Origin of the sequence: Synechocystis sp. FACHB-908 (assembly GCF_014698595.1) — a bacterium.
GTDB lineage: Bacteria > Cyanobacteriota > Cyanobacteriia > Cyanobacteriales > Microcystaceae > Synechocystis.
This window is the reverse complement of the sequence record NZ_JACJTH010000037.1, coordinates 200,791-219,970: the sequence shown is the minus strand read 5'-3', so window position 1 is coordinate 219,970 and position 19,180 is coordinate 200,791. Positions and strand designations below refer to the sequence as shown.

16 protein-coding genes are annotated in these 19,180 nt (G+C 47.4%); 4 read left to right on the top strand and 12 right to left on the bottom strand.

Annotation, left to right across the window (positions count from 1 at the left end; all coding sequences use genetic code 11):
• Positions 1-159: 159 nt before the first annotated feature.
• Entirely contained in the window at positions 160-1,344 is a 1,185-nt protein-coding gene (locus H6G46_RS14430) for a cupin domain-containing protein (protein ID WP_010872180.1), read from the top strand.
• A 31-nt stretch (positions 1,345-1,375) separates the two neighbouring features.
• Entirely contained in the window at positions 1,376-3,412 is a 2,037-nt protein-coding gene (locus H6G46_RS14425) for a c-type cytochrome (protein WP_010872179.1), read from the top strand.
• Positions 3,413-3,468: 56 nt separating this feature from the next.
• On the opposite strand, the gene H6G46_RS14420 is transcribed toward H6G46_RS14425, so the two are convergent.
• Complete coding sequence (locus H6G46_RS14420; RefSeq protein ID WP_010872178.1) at positions 3,469-3,900, bottom strand: VOC family protein; 432 nt, start codon at positions 3,898-3,900, stop codon at positions 3,469-3,471.
• A 167-nt stretch (positions 3,901-4,067) separates the two neighbouring features.
• Here H6G46_RS14420 and dnaX point away from each other — a divergent pair, with 167 nt between their 5' ends.
• Positions 4,068-7,418, top strand: a complete 3,351-nt coding sequence (gene dnaX / locus H6G46_RS14415; RefSeq protein ID WP_010872177.1) for a DNA polymerase III subunit gamma/tau — start codon at positions 4,068-4,070, stop codon at positions 7,416-7,418.
• A gap of 37 nt (positions 7,419-7,455) precedes the next feature.
• Here dnaX and H6G46_RS14410 read toward each other — a convergent pair whose 3' ends face one another.
• Positions 7,456-7,680: a hypothetical protein gene (locus H6G46_RS14410; protein ID WP_010872176.1), complete on the bottom strand. Its 225-nt coding sequence runs from the start codon at positions 7,678-7,680 to the stop codon at positions 7,456-7,458.
• A 193-nt stretch (positions 7,681-7,873) separates the two neighbouring features.
• Here H6G46_RS14410 and ileS point away from each other — a divergent pair, with 193 nt between their 5' ends.
• Entirely contained in the window at positions 7,874-10,840 is a 2,967-nt protein-coding gene (gene ileS / locus H6G46_RS14405; protein WP_010872175.1) for an isoleucine--tRNA ligase, read from the top strand.
• A gap of 126 nt (positions 10,841-10,966) precedes the next feature.
• On the opposite strand, the gene H6G46_RS14400 is transcribed toward ileS, so the two are convergent.
• The 10 genes from H6G46_RS14400 to pntA all read right to left on the bottom strand — a co-directional run bounded on the left by H6G46_RS14400 (position 10,967) and on the right by pntA (position 19,123).
• On the bottom strand, positions 10,967-11,836 hold the full coding sequence (locus H6G46_RS14400) for an aldose 1-epimerase (protein WP_010872174.1): 870 nt from the start codon (positions 11,834-11,836) through the stop codon (positions 10,967-10,969).
• Between the two features lie 2 nt (positions 11,837-11,838).
• Positions 11,839-12,177, bottom strand: a complete 339-nt coding sequence (locus H6G46_RS14395; protein WP_010872173.1) for a hypothetical protein — start codon at positions 12,175-12,177, stop codon at positions 11,839-11,841.
• A 127-nt stretch (positions 12,178-12,304) separates the two neighbouring features.
• A complete protein-coding gene (locus H6G46_RS14390) occupies positions 12,305-13,156 on the bottom strand; it encodes a class I SAM-dependent methyltransferase (RefSeq protein ID WP_010872172.1) in 852 nt (283 codons plus the stop codon).
• A gap of 101 nt (positions 13,157-13,257) precedes the next feature.
• On the bottom strand, positions 13,258-14,541 hold the full coding sequence (locus tag H6G46_RS14385) for a TldD/PmbA family protein (protein ID WP_010872171.1): 1,284 nt from the start codon (positions 14,539-14,541) through the stop codon (positions 13,258-13,260).
• 109 nt (positions 14,542-14,650) lie between these two features.
• On the bottom strand, positions 14,651-16,093 hold the full coding sequence (gene pntB / locus H6G46_RS14380) for a Re/Si-specific NAD(P)(+) transhydrogenase subunit beta (protein WP_010872170.1): 1,443 nt from the start codon (positions 16,091-16,093) through the stop codon (positions 14,651-14,653).
• 40 nt (positions 16,094-16,133) lie between these two features.
• A complete protein-coding gene (locus H6G46_RS14375) occupies positions 16,134-16,358 on the bottom strand; it encodes a type II toxin-antitoxin system HicB family antitoxin (protein ID WP_020861600.1) in 225 nt (74 codons plus the stop codon).
• Between the two features lie 2 nt (positions 16,359-16,360).
• Positions 16,361-16,591, bottom strand: coding sequence for a type II toxin-antitoxin system HicA family toxin (locus tag H6G46_RS14370; protein ID WP_020861599.1), 231 nt, complete (start codon positions 16,589-16,591; stop codon positions 16,361-16,363).
• A gap of 20 nt (positions 16,592-16,611) precedes the next feature.
• Positions 16,612-16,959 (bottom strand): nucleotidyltransferase family protein, encoded by a 348-nt coding sequence (locus H6G46_RS14365; protein ID WP_010872168.1) that lies wholly within the window; start codon positions 16,957-16,959, stop codon positions 16,612-16,614.
• A gap of 5 nt (positions 16,960-16,964) precedes the next feature.
• Positions 16,965-17,504 carry a hypothetical protein gene (locus H6G46_RS14360; RefSeq protein WP_010872167.1) on the bottom strand — a complete coding sequence of 180 codons (540 nt, stop codon included), beginning with the start codon at positions 17,502-17,504 and terminating at the stop codon, positions 16,965-16,967.
• Positions 17,505-17,530: 26 nt separating this feature from the next.
• On the bottom strand, positions 17,531-19,123 hold the full coding sequence (gene pntA / locus H6G46_RS14355; protein WP_010872166.1) for a Re/Si-specific NAD(P)(+) transhydrogenase subunit alpha: 1,593 nt from the start codon (positions 19,121-19,123) through the stop codon (positions 17,531-17,533).
• Positions 19,124-19,180: the final 57 nt, after the last annotated feature.

Here is a 19,180-nt window from a genome sequence, read left to right as displayed (position 1 = left end):
ACCTTAACCTGCCTCTATTGCACTGTAAAAACCCAGTCCTGAGCATCAGTTACATTTTGTTAAGACACTGTTACTGGCCCTTCAATCTTCGTTTACCGTCCAGATAAAGACAACTTTCGTCACCTTTTATCACTGGATTGTGATTATTCCAGTATCACCATGGTCAACTCGGTAATAGGATGGTTGAGACGGCGGTTTTTACTAGTAGGATTGAGTGTTTTACTGATAACTTTTTTAGGGATTTTTACTCCAACCATTGCCCAAAGTGAACAATGGCGATCGCTCTCCAACGTGGTTTGGGGTAAGGATTTACCAGCTTTTACCTATGCCTTTAGCAAAACTCCCCTAGTGCTTTACGACGGCGGCACCACTAAACAGGTGGGTACCTATAACTTTCCCGTCAGCAAGGGGATGGCGGGGGTTTATATGAGCTTGGAGCCCGGAGCGATTCGGGAATTACATTGGCATGCCAACGCGGCGGAATGGGCCTATGTCATGGAAGGCAGAACCCGGATTACCCTCACCAGTCCCGAAGGCAAAGTGGAAATTGCCGATGTGGACAAAGGAGGGCTTTGGTATTTTCCCCGGGGTTGGGGCCACAGCATTGAGGGCATTGGTCCCGACACTGCCAAATTTTTGCTGGTATTCAACGACGGCACCTTTTCTGAAGGGGCAACCTTTAGCGTTACTGATTGGCTTTCCCACACTCCGATCGCCTGGGTGGAAGAAAATTTAGGTTGGACGGCGGCCCAGGTAGCCCAATTACCCAAAAAACAGGTTTACATTTCCTCCTACGGCCCGGCTTCTGGCCCCTTGGCTAGCGCAACTCCCCAGGGGCAAACGGCCAAAATTGAAGTTCCCCACACCCATAATCTCCTGGGGCAACAACCCCTAGTTTCCCTGGGTGGCAACGAATTGAGGCTAGCCAGCGCCAAGGAATTTCCCGGCAGTTTTAATATGACCGGCGCTTTAATTCATTTAGAACCGGGAGCCATGCGTCAACTCCATTGGCATCCCAACGCGGACGAGTGGCAATATGTGCTCGATGGGGAGATGGATTTAACCGTTTTTGCTTCCGAAGGTAAAGCCAGCGTTAGTCGTCTCCAGCAGGGAGATGTGGGCTATGTGCCCAAGGGTTATGGCCATGCCATCCGCAACAGTTCCCAAAAGCCGTTGGATATTGTGGTGGTTTTCAATGATGGGGATTATCAAAGTATTGATCTGAGTACTTGGTTAGCTAGCAATCCTAGCTCGGTGTTGGGGAATACTTTCCAAATTTCGCCGGAATTAACTAAAAAGTTACCAGTGCAAGACACGATTTTTTCTCTACCAACCCAACCATAATTATTGATAACTACCAAGGGGGAATAATGGCATGAAAATAGGAAGAATTACGGCCTATGCCCTAGTTGTGATTATTTTTGTGCTGTTTTTTTCCCTGGTAACTCCAGTAAGCTCTAAAACCGTTGCTACTATTACTTTGCCTGGGGTTTGTAATGCCAAATTATCTCCCCTTGCCATCAGTTGGCAGTTACCGGCAGACGTGGAAGGGGAACTCAAGCAAAAGAATTTCAATGTTGTCCAACGGGCGGTGGATACCTTTGCTTGGCAAGAATTCATTGCCCTAAACTGGCCCGCTATAGTTGGCGACGGCGATCGGGGAGTGCCGGATAAAAATTTAGCCATCAATGCTCCCGGCCCAAGGGTGTGGGAAACCTGGAAAGAAACCAGCGAAGTTTATTTGCCCAATGGCGCAGTGCCGCAGCCATGGAATAGTAATGAACCTTTACCCAATGGTTTGAAAGGAGATGGAAGAACGAAAATTTTATTTCGTCAAAGCAAGGTGGATGAAGTACTCAATGATGAATTTCAACCCACCAAAGCTGATGGGGCATTGCCCGGAACTTTGACCGATCAGTGGGGCAATGTGGTGCGCTATGAAATTCGCATGAATAAGGTGTTGTTTGATTATGTGGTGAAAAATAAACTTTACAACCCAGAACAACAGGCTCTTTTACCCGAAATTAATGCCCCTGATGGCTCCATTTTAATTAAGGCCGCTTGGCGGGAAATTACCCCGGAGGAATCCGGCCGTTTTCACAATGTACCGGCCTATGTGCAGGATTTAACCACAGGGAAATATCAACTGCAACAGATGGGTTTGGTGGGATTTCACATTATGTATAAAACTCCCAGTGCGCCCCAGTGGATTTGGTCCACCTATGAACAGGTGGATAATGTCCCCGGTTTAAACCACAGTGGTTCTGCCAATACCGTTTTCTCCTTCCACGGCGATCGGTGCGTTAATTGCTTGACCAACAAACAAACCATTCTTGGTGTTCCCAACCAAGTCACTCGCCGAACTCCTATTCCCCACCAAGACCCGGATTGCAGTCAACCCACCAAAGCAGTGGATAACGTTGCCGAGCTTAACCGCCTTGTACAAGCAGGGTTAAAAGATTCCGTTTGGGCCAATTATGAATTAATCAATGCTCAATGGGCTATCCCCAAATCAGCGGCGGATAAAAGCCCCGACACCGTTTTTCACGTTCTACCAGCCCTGTTAGCCAATACCACCATGGAAACCTATATCCAGGGGACATCTTCCTGTATGGGATGCCACGCCATGGCCCGGAGTAGTAATGTCAAAAAATTTGCTTCGGCGGATTTTAGTTTTACCTTTGCCGATGCCCTCCCGACCCAAATTGATCCTCAAGTTGTTTCTCCCCCCGATGAACCGGTAACGGCTTGGGATAATCAGCATTGGAATAGTATTCTGCGGGGCTATCAATTAACGACCGAAACCTATGAGGAAATGCCAGAATTTGTGCTCACTGCCAAGCTTCATTGCGCTAGTTGTCACCTCAATGCCGGGGCTAATCCGAAAGCATCTTCCTGGTTTGGCATGATGAAAAAATATCAATATCCAGAAACCATCAATTTACAGAAACGGATCAATCTTTGTTTTGAACATAGCCTCAACGGCAAACCTCTGACCATTACCGCCGATAGTCCCGATTTCCAAGCTTTTATCAGCTATATGCAGTGGCTGGATGAACAGGCAGAGGTATTGAACATCGATTTGCCCAAAACCCCCTATCCCCCCATTGCCAAACTGACGGGGAATCCAAATCAAGGCCAGGCAATTTTTGAGCAGAAATGTGCTTTTTGCCACGGTGCGTTGGGCCAGGGTCGCTATGGCAGTGACACCTATTATCGCCCAGCCCTATGGGGCCCCAATTCCTTCAATCGCCAAGCGGGGATGGCGAGGATTAATACTTTGGCAGAATTTATCCACGGTAATATGCCCTATCAATTTGATGGAGTGTTGACGGATCAAGAGGCCTGGGATTTAGCTACCTACATTGATGGTCAACCAAGACCGGAAGGGCCCGGATCACGCCAGAATTGATGGTTTTAGGTCAGTTGTGCAAGCAAACCACATTGCTAGCCTGATGATTGGTCTGACTAGCGATCGCCAATGGCCAGAAACTCTTTCAGATCAAAAATTGCTTCCTGGTGACGATACCATTTGAATTCCAGATAGTTATGGAAGGGGTCAGCTAGGAAAAAAGTGCGATGTTCCGTCAATTCTCCAGCAAAGCGTAACTTGGGCGGCAAATGATAGGGCACTCCGGCCGCTTCCACCTGTTCAGAAAAAGCAAACCAATCCGCTTCGACAGGAAATACTAAACCAAAATGGCGGGGATAGATGCCCGGTTGTTTTACTAAAGGTTCCAGGGTAATGTGGGCCACCACCTGATGGCCGTAGAAATCTAGAATTATTGCCTTATCGGTTTCTCTGCCGGCCTTGGCCCCCAGGCGATCACAGTAAAATTCCTTAGTTTTCGCAATATCATTAACGGGGATAGCGAGGTGAAAAATAACGGGGCCTGTCATCGGAATTGCCCTCTAGTCTTACAAATCAACACTGACCCTTTCATTCTAAGCGTCTTACCCTTTGCCTTTAGCACCCCCGTCACCGGCTGTTAACTTGACCTCTTTTTTTTGCATTTTGGAGTTAGGCTGAGAATCCCCCTGTCTGTTGATCGCCCGGTTACCTTGCCATGGCCTACGAACCTCTGCACCATAAATATCGCCCCCAGACCTTTGCAGATTTGGTGGGCCAAACGGCGATCGCCGCCACATTGAGCAATGCCATTGAACAGGAGCGCATCGTACCTGCTTACCTATTTACGGGCCCCAGGGGAACGGGAAAAACTTCTTCAGCCCGAATTTTAGCCAAATCCTTAAACTGCATCGCTGGCGATCGGCCTACTGCCACTCCCTGCGGCCAATGTGCCACCTGTCGGGCTATTACTAACGGTTCAGCTTTAGACGTAATTGAAATTGATGCGGCCAGTAATACAGGGGTAGATAATATCCGAGAAATTATTGAACGGGCTCAATTTGCCCCAGTACAGTGCAGATATAAAGTATATGTGATCGATGAATGCTTAACGGGGGACTCACAAGTTTTGACCCGCAATGGCTTAATGTCCATTGACAATCCCCAAATAAAAGGGCGAGAAGTTCTGAGCTACAACGAAACTCTACAGCAATGGGAATATAAAAAAGTTTTAAGATGGCTTGACAGAGGCGAAAAGCAAACATTGTCTATTAAGACAAAAAATTCTACAGTACGGTGTACGGCTAACCATTTAATCAGAACTGAACAAGGATGGACGAGAGCGGAAAACATCACTCCCGGAATGAAGATACTATCCCCTGCGAGTGTGGATGTGGACAATTTATCGCAAAGTACGGCACTGACCGCAAGCTTAGGCGGTTTGTCCGGGGCCATCAACTACGAGGCAATCAATACGGACAAAAAAAATACGACCTTATCTCTATCCTTGAAGAAGCAGAAGCCACAAGACCCTTTTGTCAATGCGGATGTGGCGAAAAACTTGATATTCCAGCATTTTTGCAGTGCAAAGGAAGAGAAATTAAAAGTATCCAATCCCATTGGCGAAGACATCCCTACAAAAAAAGCCACGGACTTTGGGATCTCAGAACAGAAAAAATTACATCAGGGTCAGAACCGTTGGGAGCAGAAATTCTCGGTCTTATCTACGGAACCTTGCTTGGGGATGGAAGTATTGACTATCCCAACCCACATAGCCGATTCCCCCGCTTGCGATGGACCCACGGCACCAAGCAGTCAGAATGGATGGAATATAAAGCGGCAAGACTGGGATGTCTGTCACCCAAAATACGATTCACAGCCAATAAAGGCTATGGGGAAAGTTCCATCTGCTGTCAAACCCGTTGTTCCCCAAACCTTATTGATGTTTTCAGCACAGTCAAACCTGGAGGTAAAAGAAAACAAGTTTCTTCGGAATGGCTCTCGCATATCACTGAAGAAGGAATGGCTTGGTGGTACATGGACGACGGTTCCCTCTCTATTTCCGAATCTGGGAGTCCATCAATTCAGTTACACACAGAGGGCTTTTTCCCGGAAGAAAATCAACTTATTGCTGAATGGCTTACCGATAGAGGATATCCCACCAGTGCAAAATCCTATCGCAGAAGCATTAACAGCAAAACCTATTACTACACAAAAATGGGAGCAGTGGCCACCCGCAAGTGGTTATCGGACTTGGAAATCTATTCCATCCCCGCAATGGCATACAAATTTCGAGGAAGTTGAGTCCGTCACTAAGGGTCAAGTGGAAAAAGTTTATGACCTGGAGGTGGAAGATAATCACAATTTTGTTGCCAATGGCTTACTAGTCCATAACTGTCATATGTTGAGCACGGCCGCATTCAATGCCCTGCTAAAAACCTTGGAAGAGCCACCGGAGCGGGTTGTTTTTGTCCTCGCTACCACCGATCCCCAGCGGGTTTTACCCACCATTATTTCCCGGTGTCAGCGGTTTGATTATCGCCGCATTCCTTTGCAGGCCATGGTGGACCATCTCCGTTATATTGCTGGGCGAGAAAATATTAATATTGACCAACCAGCTTTGACCCTAGTGGCCCAAATTGCCAATGGTGGTTTACGGGATGCGGAAAGTTTACTCGATCAATTAAGTCTGCTCCCCGACCTGATTACCCCCGATAAAGTTTGGGACCTCGTGGGGGCGGTGCCGGAACAGGATTTGTTAGCCCTCCTAGAGGCGATCGCCAGTGACGATGCAGAAACCCTATTGGCTACCTGTCGGCAGATTTTGAACCGGGGGCGGGAACCCTTGGTGGTATTGCAAAATTTAGCCAGTTTTTATTTGAATTTACTTATTGCCCAAACAGCTCCCCAACGCTCAGATTTGGTGGCGGTGACGGCGGAAACCTGGCAAGCCCTGTGTGACACGGCGCCCCAATGGCAAAGGGGAGTGATTTTGCAAGGACAACAAAAACTTAAGGAAAGTGAAATCCAAATTCGTAACACTACCCAGCCCCGACTTTGGCTAGAGGTGACCCTGTTGGGGCTGTTGCCATCCGCCTGTGGGTTGGACACTGGGGCAGTTAGTCAAACGGCAGTTAGAACACCTGTGGCTCAACCAATAACTCCGCCAAAGCCCAGTAATGTGGTGACTTTCCCTGGTGGCTCACACAACCATCTAACCGTGGTGGATTCTCCTACAATGATTCCTGTTTCTGAACCTATTGTTCTAGAAGAGAAGCTAGAAGCAGATGTAGAGCCATCCAGCTTTGAGCCGAGCAACGCCCATTGGGATCTGACCCAGTTATGGTCGGAAACGTTAAACAATCTAGGGGCGCTCAGTCAATCTTTATTTAAATCCTTTGGTTCTTTGATCAATTTGGTGGGGAATAATGCCACCGTCAGTGTTACCACCCAACAACTGCTTAAAATTGCGGCGGGCAAAAAGGATGAATTGGAAGCGGCCCTAGGGCAAGCCTGTGGCCAATCGGTGAAAGTGAATTTGGTGGTGGGTAAGCCATCGACCCCGGAAACTACTCCGGTTAACAGCGCTCCTCCCCCTAGCCATAGTAAGCCGCCAGCCTTTGCTCCAGAGCCAAGCCCTCCCCCCACCGCAGCGGTTAATGCTAATCCGGCTCCCACTGTGCCTCCTTCTCCCCCGGCGATCGCCAGGGGCCCCGCTACATCGGAAATAAAACCTTCCCCCCGACGGGAATCAAATAATTTCTCTAATCCTTCTCGGCCCAAACCAAAACCGGCTCCAGCCATGGAAGAGCCGCCTCCGACAGATATTGGTGACAGTGCCACCCGCAAGGCGATCGAGCAGTTTGCCAAAAATTTTGACGGGGAAATTGTGGCATCCGATGCGGCTCCCAAACAGGAATCGGATAATGGCGATGATTTATCTACGGAACCAACGGCGGAACTTGGTCAGCAACCCATGGATCACAATGGACATCTGCAAATTAACCAACCCACCGTCCTGAACCGACCGGCGATCGCCCCGGAGGAAGAAGAAGATCTACCTTTTTAGTAGCTGTCTCAAAAGTCTAATTTTTTTCTAATGGGACTCACTGCTTTTCGGCAAAGAAGCCCTTAACTTTTTCTACCCCCGTTTGCACATCGTGCCAGGAAAGTTTCAGCAGGGAAAATACCCCCACAAACACCAGGGCAATGCCAATGAGAAAATTGCTATCGGCCAAAAACAAACCCACAATGACGATGAAATAGGGGGAAAGGATCGCGCTAACTTTTTCCACCACCTGGACGGTTTCGGTCTGTTTTGGTTCATTCATGGTCCGTTGTTCCGGAAAATTCAGCAGGTTGATAGACGATTATCCCTTGGAATTATACTGGCCTGCCAGAGCAGATCAAGCCAAGGCCGGCCCACGGCGATCGCCCTTTAGGGAGTAAAACCGCAGTAGATGGGCTAGGAAAACGGGGTAAAATCAGCAAGTATTCCTATGCACAATTCTGCCCCAAGCCACTGTGACTGAAGCCAAAAGTTATAAAGACACCGTTAACTTGCCCCAAACCCGCTTTGATATGCGGGCCAACGCTAACAAAAGAGAGCCGGAAATTCAGCAATATTGGCAGGAAAAAGGAATTTACGCAGATTTAGCCGACAATAATCCCAAAGATTTGTTTGTGCTCCACGATGGGCCGCCCTACGCCAACGGTGCCCTCCACATGGGCCATGCTTTAAACAAAGTTCTCAAGGACATTATTAATAAGTATAAACTATTACAGGGGCATAAAGTCCATTACGTTCCCGGTTGGGACTGCCACGGTTTGCCCATTGAGTTGAAAGTTCTACAAAGTTTAAAAAGCAGTGAACGGGCGGAATTAACTCCCCTCACCCTCCGTCACAAAGCCAGGGATTTTGCCCTCAAAGCCCAACAGGAACAGGCGGTGGGATTCCAGCGTTATGGCATTTGGGGGGATTGGAAAAAGCCTTATTTAACCCTGACCCCGGAATATGAGGCGGCCCAGATTGGCGTATTTGGGGCCATGGCGTTGAAAGGTTATATCTACAGGGGTTTAAAACCGGTCCATTGGAGTCCTAGTTCCCGCACAGCCCTAGCAGAAGCGGAGTTGGAATATCCTGAAGGTCATACTTCCCGCAGTATTTACGTTAGTTTTCCCATCACCCAAGCAGGGGAGAAAGCCGCTGAAATTTTGGCCCCCTACATTGATGATTTAGCGGTGGCCATTTGGACTACAACCCCCTGGACATTGCCGGGCAATTTGGCCGTGGCATTAAATCCGGAATTAACCTATGCGGTGGTGGAAACGGAGTCCCATATTTTTCATCGCAGTTACTTAATTGTGGCCCTGGATTTAGTGGAAAAATTAAGTGAAACTTTCGGGGTCAAATTAACGGTTAAAGTAACTCTGCAAGGGGAAAGTTTGGAAAATACCTGTTATCAGCATCCTCTGTTTGACCGGGTTAGTCCCATTGTTATTGGTGGCGATTATGTCACTACCGAATCTGGTACCGGGCTAGTGCATACGGCTCCAGGCCACGGTCAAGAAGATTACGTTGTCGGGCAACGGTATGGCTTACCAATTTTGTCCCCGGTGGATGCGGCGGGCAATTTAACGGAGGAAGCAGGGAAATTTGCGGGGCTTAATGTGCTCAACGATGCCAATGAAGCCATTATTAATGCGTTGCAAGATCAAAAAGTTTTGCTCAAAGAAGAAGCTTATGAGCATAAATATCCCTACGATTGGCGCACCAAAAAGCCGACTATTTTCCGAGCCACGGAACAGTGGTTTGCTTCGGTGGAAGGTTTTCGGGATCAAGCTTTAAAAGCGATCAAAGAAGTTACCTGGATTCCAACCCAGGGGGAAAATCGCATCACTCCCATGGTTGGCGATCGCAGTGATTGGTGCATTTCCCGGCAACGGGCTTGGGGGGTTCCTATTCCCGTATTTTATGACGAGGAAACCAGTGAGCCTTTGCTAACGGAAGAAACCATTAATCATGTGCAACAAATCATTGCGGAAAAAGGTTCCGATGCTTGGTGGGAATTAACCGTAGAGGAACTCCTGCCGGAAGCATACCGCAACAATGGTCGTACTTACCGCAAAGGGGAAGACACCATGGACGTATGGTTTGATTCTGGCTCTTCCTGGGCAGCGGTCGCAAATGCAAAAAATCGACCATTAAAATACCCGGTGGATATGTATTTGGAGGGTTCCGACCAGCATCGAGGTTGGTTCCAGTCCAGTTTACTCACCAGTGTGGCAGTAAATGGCATTGCCCCCTATAAAACAGTGTTGACCCACGGTTTTGTACTGGATGAAAAGGGTCACAAAATGAGCAAATCCCTGGGCAATGTGGTGGACCCCTACCAGATTATTAATGGCGGTAAAAATCAAAAACAGGAACCGGCCTATGGGGCTGATGTGTTGCGGCTTTGGGTGGCATCGGTAGATTACGCCAATGATGTGCCCATTGGCCAGGGCATTCTCAAACAGTTGGTAGATATACGCAATAAAATTCGCAATACGGCCCGGTTTTTACTAGGTAACTTGCATGATTTTAATCCTGAAACCGATGCAGTGGCCTATGAAGATTTGCCAGAATTAGACCGCTATATGTTACACCGTATGACGGAAGTATTTACGGAAGTAACGGAAGCCTACGAAAGTTTCCAATTCTTTAAGTTTTTCCAAACGGTGCAAAACTTCTGTGTGGTGGATTTGTCTAACTTCTACTTAGATATTGCTAAAGACCGTCTGTATATTTCCGCCCCCAATGCTCCCCGTCGCCGCAGTTGCCAAACCATTCTCCAGTTGGCGTTGGAAAATTTAACCAAGGCGATCGCCCCTGTGCTGTGTCATTTAGCGGAGGACATTTGGCAATTTTTACCCTACGAAAAACCGACGGAATCGGTATTCCAATCAGGCTGGGTAAATTTAGATGCCCAATGGCAACAGCCGCAATTAGCTCAAAAGTGGGTTAGCCTACGTCAATTACGAGATGGAATTAACCAACTTCTCGAACAGGCTCGAAGGGACAAAGTGATAGGTTCATCTTTGGAGGCTAAATTGATTATTGTGGATCCCCGAACTGCTGAAAGTGGCACGGATGAAAAACAAGGAGAAAATTTTGTGCATTGGTTCTACGGATGGTTAGAAAATTTTAATGAACCCACATTTGATCCCAATGACCGAAAAATTTCGCTTCGCAACATATTTCTAACTTCTCAAGTTGAGTTTATCAAGTCTGCTGAAATTGAACCATCTTTTACGTATGAGGAAACCGTAGTAATTAACCTGGAACGGCATGATAATAATATTCGCACTAAACCCATTAAGATTATTGTCACTAAAGCCGACGGTCATAAATGTGAGCGTTGCTGGAATTATTCCACCCAAGTGGGCAGTTTCAGCGATGACCCCACCATTTGTGAGCGGTGCAACGAGGCCCTCCAGGGAAACTTTTAGATCTCCATAGTCTGAACGGAGTTGATTGAGCCATAGCCCAAGGGCTTGATTTCGGGAGGATTACAACTTCCTCCCTTAAATTGGGACTGCCAACGGACTTTTATCCAAGTGGAAAGGGCGGCACAGTCACTCAGTGGACACCTGAAAATTTACCCAGGCGGAACGGGAAGAATAGGGTTCTACCCAAGCTAACTGCTCGCCGCTATTGAGGGCATTGCGAGGCCCGCTCCAAGGCTCGAGGCACAGATAATCTTTCCCAGCCACAGTCCACAACACCAGAGTTTGGTACAGTTCGCTGAAGCTAACTTCTATCTTTAAATTCCGGTCTGGGTCAATAAAATGGGCCCTTGGCTGGGAAATTTGGGTAAAGGCTAAATCCAATTCCGGGGAAGTTAGATTCAGTTGCCCGTCATAGCCATGGCAATCGCCAGTTTTTTGGTCTAGGTAATCATTGGCAGGAATTGCTAACGTAATCCCTAACTTCTCTCGGCAGAAAAAATAGGGATGGAAACCGAGGGAAAAGGGCATCCGCTGATCGCCAAGGTTGGCAATACGTTGTTCAATGCGGAGGCTATGGCCCTGGAGTTGATAGCTGAAAACCAACTCAAATGCAAAAGGGAAAGCTTCGAGGGTGGCATCATTGTGGCTCAACCGTAGATCCAACCGGGCATTGTCTTGGGTTTGCTGGCCGATTACTTCCCACGGCAGATCCCGCGCAAAACCATGTTGTTTCAGGCGATAGCTTTTACCGGCGTGGTTGAACTGATCCTGGGGCAGATTGCCACAAATGGGAAACAAAATTGGGATGCCTCCCCGTACTGACAGGGATGGATCCTGGAACCGCTCTCGGTCAAAATACAGGATGGGCTGACCTTGAACGGTCCACTCGGTCACCAGACCGCCCCGCCCCGGCACGAGGGAAAGACGGGCCAGACTTTGATCATCCTCCAAATGGTAGGTCAGCGGGCGATCGGGGGTAAAGCTAATGTTGTACATGGTTAGCAGAGCACCTTACCATAGGCTTCCACTTCGCTACAAACTTCATAAATATTGGTGACCGGAGGCACATTAAACAAAGGGCCCATTTCGTCCAAAATTTTGCGATGGACTTCCGTTTGATTCGCCTCCATATCTTCGATCGTATTCCAGAGAATCACGGCAATGCCCTCGTCGGAATTGGGTTTTCTTAGCAGGAAGGCACCCTTAAAGCCACTTTTATAGGTGGAAATGGCCTTCTCATATAACCGTTGGGCTTCTGCAAACCGACCGGGTTTAAATTCTCCGATCGCCACATAGGCGCATTTATGTTGGAGGCAGTCAAAAAATTCAGCGGACATAATTGTTCTCTCCGGCGGTGAAGGGGCCTTACTCTACTTATACTTCTGGGCTTTGGCCATCAAGACAAATTAGTCATTATTCTTAACTTTCCCCTGCCCAAGGTAAATCTAGATCATCCCCAGCAATTTAAGTAAGCTTTTGCCAAAGTTGAATTTCGTAGCATAGATGATCCCGAAAAATATTCCCAGCCTGTAATCCTTCCTTTACCAAAACCTTAGCCTTTTTACCCAAAAAGTAATCGAAAATTTTATACAGAGGGGGGACTGCAATTCTGACTAAACTAGCTAAATAGGTTAAAGTTGAAACACCAAAAGTTTGAAAATTTTGCACACAAAGGTCTAAGGTAGGTACAATTTGTTGGGAAATATCATCCCTATCGAGCAGAATAAAACCGGCTTCTTTCATCGCCATCTGTAATTCACTTTTGATCAAACAATTGGAAAACATTCCTGTCTGATAATCTTCATTTTTACGAAACATATCAGCCAAGAGAACATAACCCCCTGGTTTTACCAATAATTTTGCCCCATCGGCGATAGTGGCTACAGCCATATATTGGGTACTTTCACTAAAAAGCAACAAATCATATTGGGGCATAGAACCAATCCGTTGCCAATCTTCTATAAAACCTTGGAAAGTATTACTATTAAAGCGAGCTTTGCCCCCAGTCTTTTGTAAAAAACTTGACTCCTGAAAAGGATCTGGGGCAATTCCTTCCACCTGTAAACCTTTGCCAATTAGTTGACTGGCGTTATCACCGTTGCCACAACCCACATCCAATACAGTTTCGATATTCTGCGGTAAAAATGAAAGCAAATGGTCAGTATATTTTTCCTGAGCATGGCGCAATTTAGCCATAGTCAGATCATCTTCGGTTTCCGGAATTGGTTGCCAATAACCGTAGTGGAGATGGGAAGACCCAGTCAGATCTTGGTAGTACTGAAGCGCGGCGTTTTGATAGCGAGTAACATTATCCATTCCAATACAGTACCATCAAAGCCAGAATAACCGTTGGGCAAATTTATGGCCGGATTTTTTCAATGGTAGTTAGGTGAAAATTCCAATGTTCAAATATAGTACTAAGCGGTGATCGATACCCCATCTAAAATAATTGATGGAGTGGCACAGGAACCCTGCCAACGACGGTCTGAACCCAAAGCGATAATCTGATTTAATAATTCATAAATGTTGCCAGAAACCATAGTGTCCTTAACCCTGCCAGTAATTTCACCATTCTGCACTCGATAACCCAAATCAACGTTGATGGAAAAATCACCGGAAATATCCGCCCCCCCCCCAAGAATTTGATCTACAACTAAACCATTACCCAATTTTTTAAGTAACTGGTCGAAGCTAGCGGTTCCCGGTGTGATTAACATATTCACCAAACCCGGTTGGGGCGCACTGCCTAGGCTAGGACGAAAACCATTACCCGTGGTGGTTGTACCTAATTTTTCTGCTGTTTCATGGTCTGTATAAAACTGGGCAATTTTTCCATTTTTAATTAAAGCCAGTTTTTGAGTACGGCTTCCTTCATCGTCAAAGGGACAATCAAAGGGAATGGCGGTGGGATCTTGACTAATATTCAATTCTTCAATGGCCACAGTTTGTCCTAATTTTTCTGCCCATGGGGATGAGTCTTCCGCTACCCGTTGACCATGGAGGGCTTCTCCTACCGTGTCCCAAAGCAAACTGGCCGCGCCACTGGTGAGCAAAATGGGCATTTTGCCGCCCTGGATTTGTTGATTCACTTCCACCCAAAGTAGCCGTTGCCGCAGATTTTCCACCACCTGTCCGACGTTGGTCTGGCCCCGACATTGCTCCCCATCATAGATGGCTAAAAAATCCTCTCCCCGAATCCATTCCACCCCGAAGTAGTAACTCAAACTTCTCTCTGTCCAGGTACAGTCCAAACCTTCACTGTTAATTAGGCGGGTGCTGTCAGTGCTACAGGCTAATTCGCCACTACAGAGCACTTCGGCAAACTCTGACCGTAAACTGGCGATCGCCGTTTGACCCCAATCGATTAATTGTTCTACGGAAACATCTTCCCCTAAACTTTCCCGATAATCTTGCCGGGGAGCAGTGAACCGGGGCGGATTGGGGGGATTCAAGGCTGCTAGGGCCAACGCTTTTTCGACTAATATTTCCGGTTCCACCGGACCATAGGCCACCGCTAAACCAGCCTGACCATTTTTCCATAACCGCAGGGCTACCCCTTCCGATTCAGAACTTTCCAACTGTTTTAACCGATTAGCCTCAAAGAAAACTGGTCGGGAAAAGGATCGGGAGTAATAAACTTCAGCGCTTTCCGCTCCGGCTTGTTGGGCTTGGTCGAGGTAAACCGATAGATCGGTGGTCATGGCAAAACTAGATGATAGACAAACAAAAAAGGGAGACGAATATTCCCCTCCCCATTATTAAGTATTCAGCTCTCCCCTAGGGTTAGAAGTCCCCATTGAGGTCAGCTAACTAAACGGAAACTAGAACCTTATCGCCACTGCCCACCTCATCCTTAGCCCGCATTTGGGTCAAAATGGCATCGACATTTTTCTTGGCATCGCCGAACAGCATTTGGGTATTTTCCTTATAAAACAAAGGATTTTCTACCCCAGCATAACCGGAAGCCATGCTCCGTTTCATCACCACCACCTGTTTGGCTTTCCACACTTCCAACACCGGCATTCCGGCGATCGCACTGGTGGGATCTTCCAAAGCACTGGGGTTCACCGTGTCATTGGCGCCAATCACTAGCACCACATCGGTTTCGGGGAAATCTTCATTAATTTCGTCCATTTCCAGCACTACGTCGTAGGGCACATTGGCTTCCGCTAACAGAACGTTCATGTGGCCAGGCAAACGACCAGCGACAGGATGAATGCCAAACCTGACCTTAACACCCTTTTCCTTGAGTAATTTGGTAATTTCTGCCACGGGATGTTGAGCTTGGGCCACCGCCATACCGTAACCGGGGGTAATGATCACGCTCTGGGCATCGAGCAATTCCTCCGCGACTTCTTCCGCACTAGTTTTAGTGACTGTACCAATTACCTCCTGGGCTGGCCCTTTGGAAGCAGCACTAGAACCTTCGCCAAAACCACCCAGGATAACGCTGATAAAAGAACGGTTCATGGCCTTACACATGATGTAGCTCAAAATTGCGCCACTGCTTCCCACCAACGCCCCAGTGATGATCAGTAGATCATTGGAGAGCATAAAGCCCGCCGCCGCCGCCGCCCAGCCAGAATAGCTGTTGAGCATGGAAATGACCACCGGCATATCTGCCCCCCCGATCGCCGCTACGAGATGCAGACCCAACACCCCGGCAATGGCGGTCATGATTAACAGGGGGGTCAAGCCAGCGGGGCTATTCAATTGCATAAACTGCACCCCGAAAATCACCGTAGCCACCAGCAGGGAAATGTTCAAGAAGTGCCGAGCCGGGAGCATGAGTGGTTTACTGCTGATAATGGCCCGCAATTTGCCAAAGGCCACGATGGAGCCGGTGAAGGTAACAGCCCCAATGAATACGCCTACATAAATTTCAATTTGATGGATAAAAGCTTCGGAACCCGCTAAACCATTTTCCGGGGCTAGGTAATTGGCAATACCTACCAAAACCGCCGCTAAACCCACAAAACTGTGCAAAATCGCCACTAGTTCCGGCATGGAAGTCATGGCTACTCGGGAGGCTAACAGGGAGCCGATAACCACCGCAGGTAAAATTGCCCCCAGCAGAGTGGTGTAACCAGTAAAGTCGCCCCCTAAAGCAGTGGCTAAAAAGGCGATCGCCATGCCGGCAATGCCATAAACATTTCCCCGCCGGGCAGTTTCCTGATTGGCCAGGCCCCCCAGGCTGAAGATAAATAATATGCTGGCGGCCACATAGGCCACGGTTTGTAAACTGTTAGACATAAGAATTTAGTGGTAATTGGTTATCAATTTAAGTAAAGGATTAGGGTTTTGCATAAACCCTTTCAATGATGGGAATCGGCTCTCCGTGTTTGTGATAGCTTTCCTTTACCCCTTGCCAGGCAATTTCTAATTCAGCAAGAGCGGCTTGGGGAGAATCGGCAAACGCTGAAACATTGGGCATTTCCGCCAAGCAAGCTAACCAATCCCCATCTTCATCCTGAAAAAGATTGATTGTGTAACCATCAAAAATATTACTAACAGTCATAATCACTCCTGAAGAAGATTGAGAAATTGCTTAACTTGATAAGCTTTTGCTTGACCATTTTTTGTTGGTTGAACGGACAAGCGATGCTTATCATAGGAGTACCAAATACGGTGACTACCAGTTTGATGATCAAGAAGCCAACCAGATAGTTCTAAAAGCTTTTCAAATTCTCTAAAGCTGAGGCCTTGGGGATTATTTTTAGCTTTGCTTAAAAGTTTTTGTTTCTTGTCCATTTATTGAAGCCTTATTAGGACTAAATCTGTAGTCTCGACTCCGTATAAATGACCTGTAAAGATTCCAAAATTGCTTTTTTCCTCAGTGGATTTTGGCTTTGCTCAATGCTTAACCGTTCCATTAAGTCCACCTTCCGACCAAAAATTTGTTGAAGTTGATCTTCCATATCCACCAGATCTAAGATTGTCCAGGGAACATTAGGCTCAAAAGAGACCAAAACGTCAATGTCGCTGTTATCTAGATCAAAATCATCTCGGAGAAATGAACCAAATAGGGCAAGCTCAGTTATTTGCCATTGCTGACAAAATGCAGTAATTTTGCCTGGATCAATGGAAACTTTATATTTAAATGCTGGGGAAATTTGCATGGGATTTATCGAGCCATAACGTAGGACACAGCAACGTGGAAACCGGCTTCATGTTGAGTTAATTGGAAATCTTGGATAATTCTTTTGTCCTTAGGAAATACTTCTAATTTGCGCTCAATTAACTCCTCAACAAAAACTCTTAAATCCTGCGTCGCTTCTATACTTTCTGGCTCGAGGGGATTGCTCAAATCTGTAAAAAAAGCTTCCATAAGTTTTTCTCGCCCACTTTCTGGGAATACTGAACAATTCCAGGCTAATATTGCTAGCTCAAAGAAAAATTCCCTTTCTTCATAGGAGTCTTCATCACCAATAAAGGGGGCGACAAATTCCTCTAAAACCTCAGACATTTTTCTCATGCCTTTGGGATTTTTAACAAAGGTGGCGCCTTTATTGTGCTCATCATTTTCAAGCTTTTTTTTGAATTGATCGTAAGCCGCTAATTCCTTTTTTCTAATGGATTGAGAAGTAGACTCCCTTCTTGGTGATTTCTCAGCATGGGTTTCTTCGTGAAATAATTTTTGAAATTCTTTTGATTTTCTGGCCATAATTTAATTCCTATTAAAAAATAAAATTACTTCCGAAACATTTTCAGCATCCGTTGGGTAACTAAAAATCCCCCGGCAATGTTGATCGTTCCCACTAAAATGGCGATCGCCCCCAAGATAGTGGTGGGACTATTCAATGGCCCGGAAATCTGCAACATGCCACCGATAATGATGATGCCGCTGATGGCGTTGGTCACACTCATCAAAGGGGTGTGCAATGCCGGGGCCACATTCCAAATTAACTGCCAACCCACCACACAGGCCAGCACAAACACAGTGAAATGGGAGAGAAAAGAAGTAGGTGCGCCGATACCAATGCCCACCAAGGCGATCGCCGCTAGGGCTAACCAAAGAAAATTACCGGAGCCGGATTTTTTAGCAGATTTGGCTTCACTCTCCACTACGGTCACGGTAGGTTTAGCTGGTTGCACCGGACTAGGGGGATTAAGCTTCGGCGGTGGCCAAGTAATCTTGCCTTCATGGGATACCAAGGCTCCCCGAATAACCTCATCTTCCACATCCACTTTGAAAGCTTCGGAGCCGCCCATATCCTTGAGCAAATGCCAGAGATTGGTGCCGTAAAGCTGACTGGATTGACTGGCCATGCGACTGGGCAAATCAGTGTAGCCAATGATGGTCACCCCTTCATATTCATAAACTTCGCCGGGTTTAGTAACTTCACAGTTGCCCCCCTGCTCCGCCGCTAAGTCCACCACTACGGAACCAGCCCGCATGGATTTGACCATGGGTTCAGTAATCAATTTGGGGGCGGGACGACCGGGAATCAACGCTGTGGTGATAATAATGTCCACTTCCTTGGCTTGGGCGGCAAATAACGCCATTTCCGCCGCAATGAATTCTTCACTCATTACTTTGGCGTAACCCCCCTGCCCGGTGCCGTCTTCCTTAAAGTCCAGCAGGAGAAATTCCCCGCCTAAACTTTCCACCTGTTCTTTGACCACTGGGCGAGTATCAAAGGCCCGCACGATCGCCCCTAAGCTTTTGGCCGCCCCGATCGCCGCTAACCCTGCTACCCCGGCCCCAATGACCAGAACTTTTGCTGGGGGAACTTTGCCCGCCGCAGTGATCTGTCCAGTGAAAAACCGCCCAAAACGATTAGCCGCTTCAATGATCGCCCGGTAACCGGCAATGTTGGCCATGGAACTGAGGGCATCCAATTTCTGGGCCCGACTGATCCGGGGCACCGCATCCATCGCCAGCACAGTGATATTTTTCGCCGCCAATTTTTCCAGCAATTCGGGATTTTGGGCCGGCCAGATAAAACTAATCAGGGCTTTCCCCGCCGGTAACTCCTCCACCTCTGCCGGGGAAGGGGGCCGCACTTTGAGGATAATGTCCGCTTGCTCAAATAAGGTTTGGCGACCATCGACAATGCCACAGCCTAGGGACTCATAAAGGCGATCGGCGAAATCCGCTTTTGCTCCCGCTCCCGTTTCCAACAACAAATCAAAGCCCAATTTTTGCAGCTTTTGGGCTGTATCGGGGGTCATGGCCACCCGGCATTCCTGGTCAAAGGATTCCCTGGGTACACCAATTTTTTTCGGTGTCGTCGGCTTCATCTCAGGGGCAACGGTGGTTTTAGGGGCGGCAATGGTCATGGAAAAAAATCAAAGTAAACACGGAGGTCTTGATCTGCATAGTAAGGCGATCGCCAA

Bases quoted from the DNA above. Each gene is read 5' to 3' on its own strand.
- H6G46_RS14395 (WP_010872173.1), bottom strand. From the start codon at position 12,177: ATGTCCGCTGAATTTTTTGACTGCCTCCAACATAAATGCGCCTATGTG.
- H6G46_RS14400 (WP_010872174.1), bottom strand. From the start codon at position 11,836: ATGTACAACATTAGCTTTACCCCCGATCGCCCGCTGACCTACCATTTG.
- pntA (WP_010872166.1), bottom strand. From the start codon at position 19,123: ATGACCATTGCCGCCCCTAAAACCACCGTTGCCCCTGAGATGAAGCCG.
- H6G46_RS14420 (WP_010872178.1), bottom strand. From the start codon at position 3,900: ATGACAGGCCCCGTTATTTTTCACCTCGCTATCCCCGTTAATGATATT.
- H6G46_RS14425 (WP_010872179.1), top strand. From the start codon at position 1,376: ATGAAAATAGGAAGAATTACGGCCTATGCCCTAGTTGTGATTATTTTT.
- H6G46_RS14370 (WP_020861599.1), bottom strand. From the start codon at position 16,591: ATGGACAAGAAACAAAAACTTTTAAGCAAAGCTAAAAATAATCCCCAA.
- H6G46_RS14390 (WP_010872172.1), bottom strand. From the start codon at position 13,156: ATGGATAATGTTACTCGCTATCAAAACGCCGCGCTTCAGTACTACCAA.
- H6G46_RS14430 (WP_010872180.1), top strand. From the start codon at position 160: ATGGTCAACTCGGTAATAGGATGGTTGAGACGGCGGTTTTTACTAGTA.
- H6G46_RS14385 (WP_010872171.1), bottom strand. From the start codon at position 14,541: ATGACCACCGATCTATCGGTTTACCTCGACCAAGCCCAACAAGCCGGA.
- dnaX (WP_010872177.1), top strand. From the start codon at position 4,068: ATGGCCTACGAACCTCTGCACCATAAATATCGCCCCCAGACCTTTGCA.
- pntB (WP_010872170.1), bottom strand. From the start codon at position 16,093: ATGTCTAACAGTTTACAAACCGTGGCCTATGTGGCCGCCAGCATATTA.
- H6G46_RS14365 (WP_010872168.1), bottom strand. From the start codon at position 16,959: ATGCAAATTTCCCCAGCATTTAAATATAAAGTTTCCATTGATCCAGGC.
- H6G46_RS14360 (WP_010872167.1), bottom strand. From the start codon at position 17,504: ATGGCCAGAAAATCAAAAGAATTTCAAAAATTATTTCACGAAGAAACC.
- H6G46_RS14375 (WP_020861600.1), bottom strand. From the start codon at position 16,358: ATGACTGTTAGTAATATTTTTGATGGTTACACAATCAATCTTTTTCAG.
- H6G46_RS14410 (WP_010872176.1), bottom strand. From the start codon at position 7,680: ATGAATGAACCAAAACAGACCGAAACCGTCCAGGTGGTGGAAAAAGTT.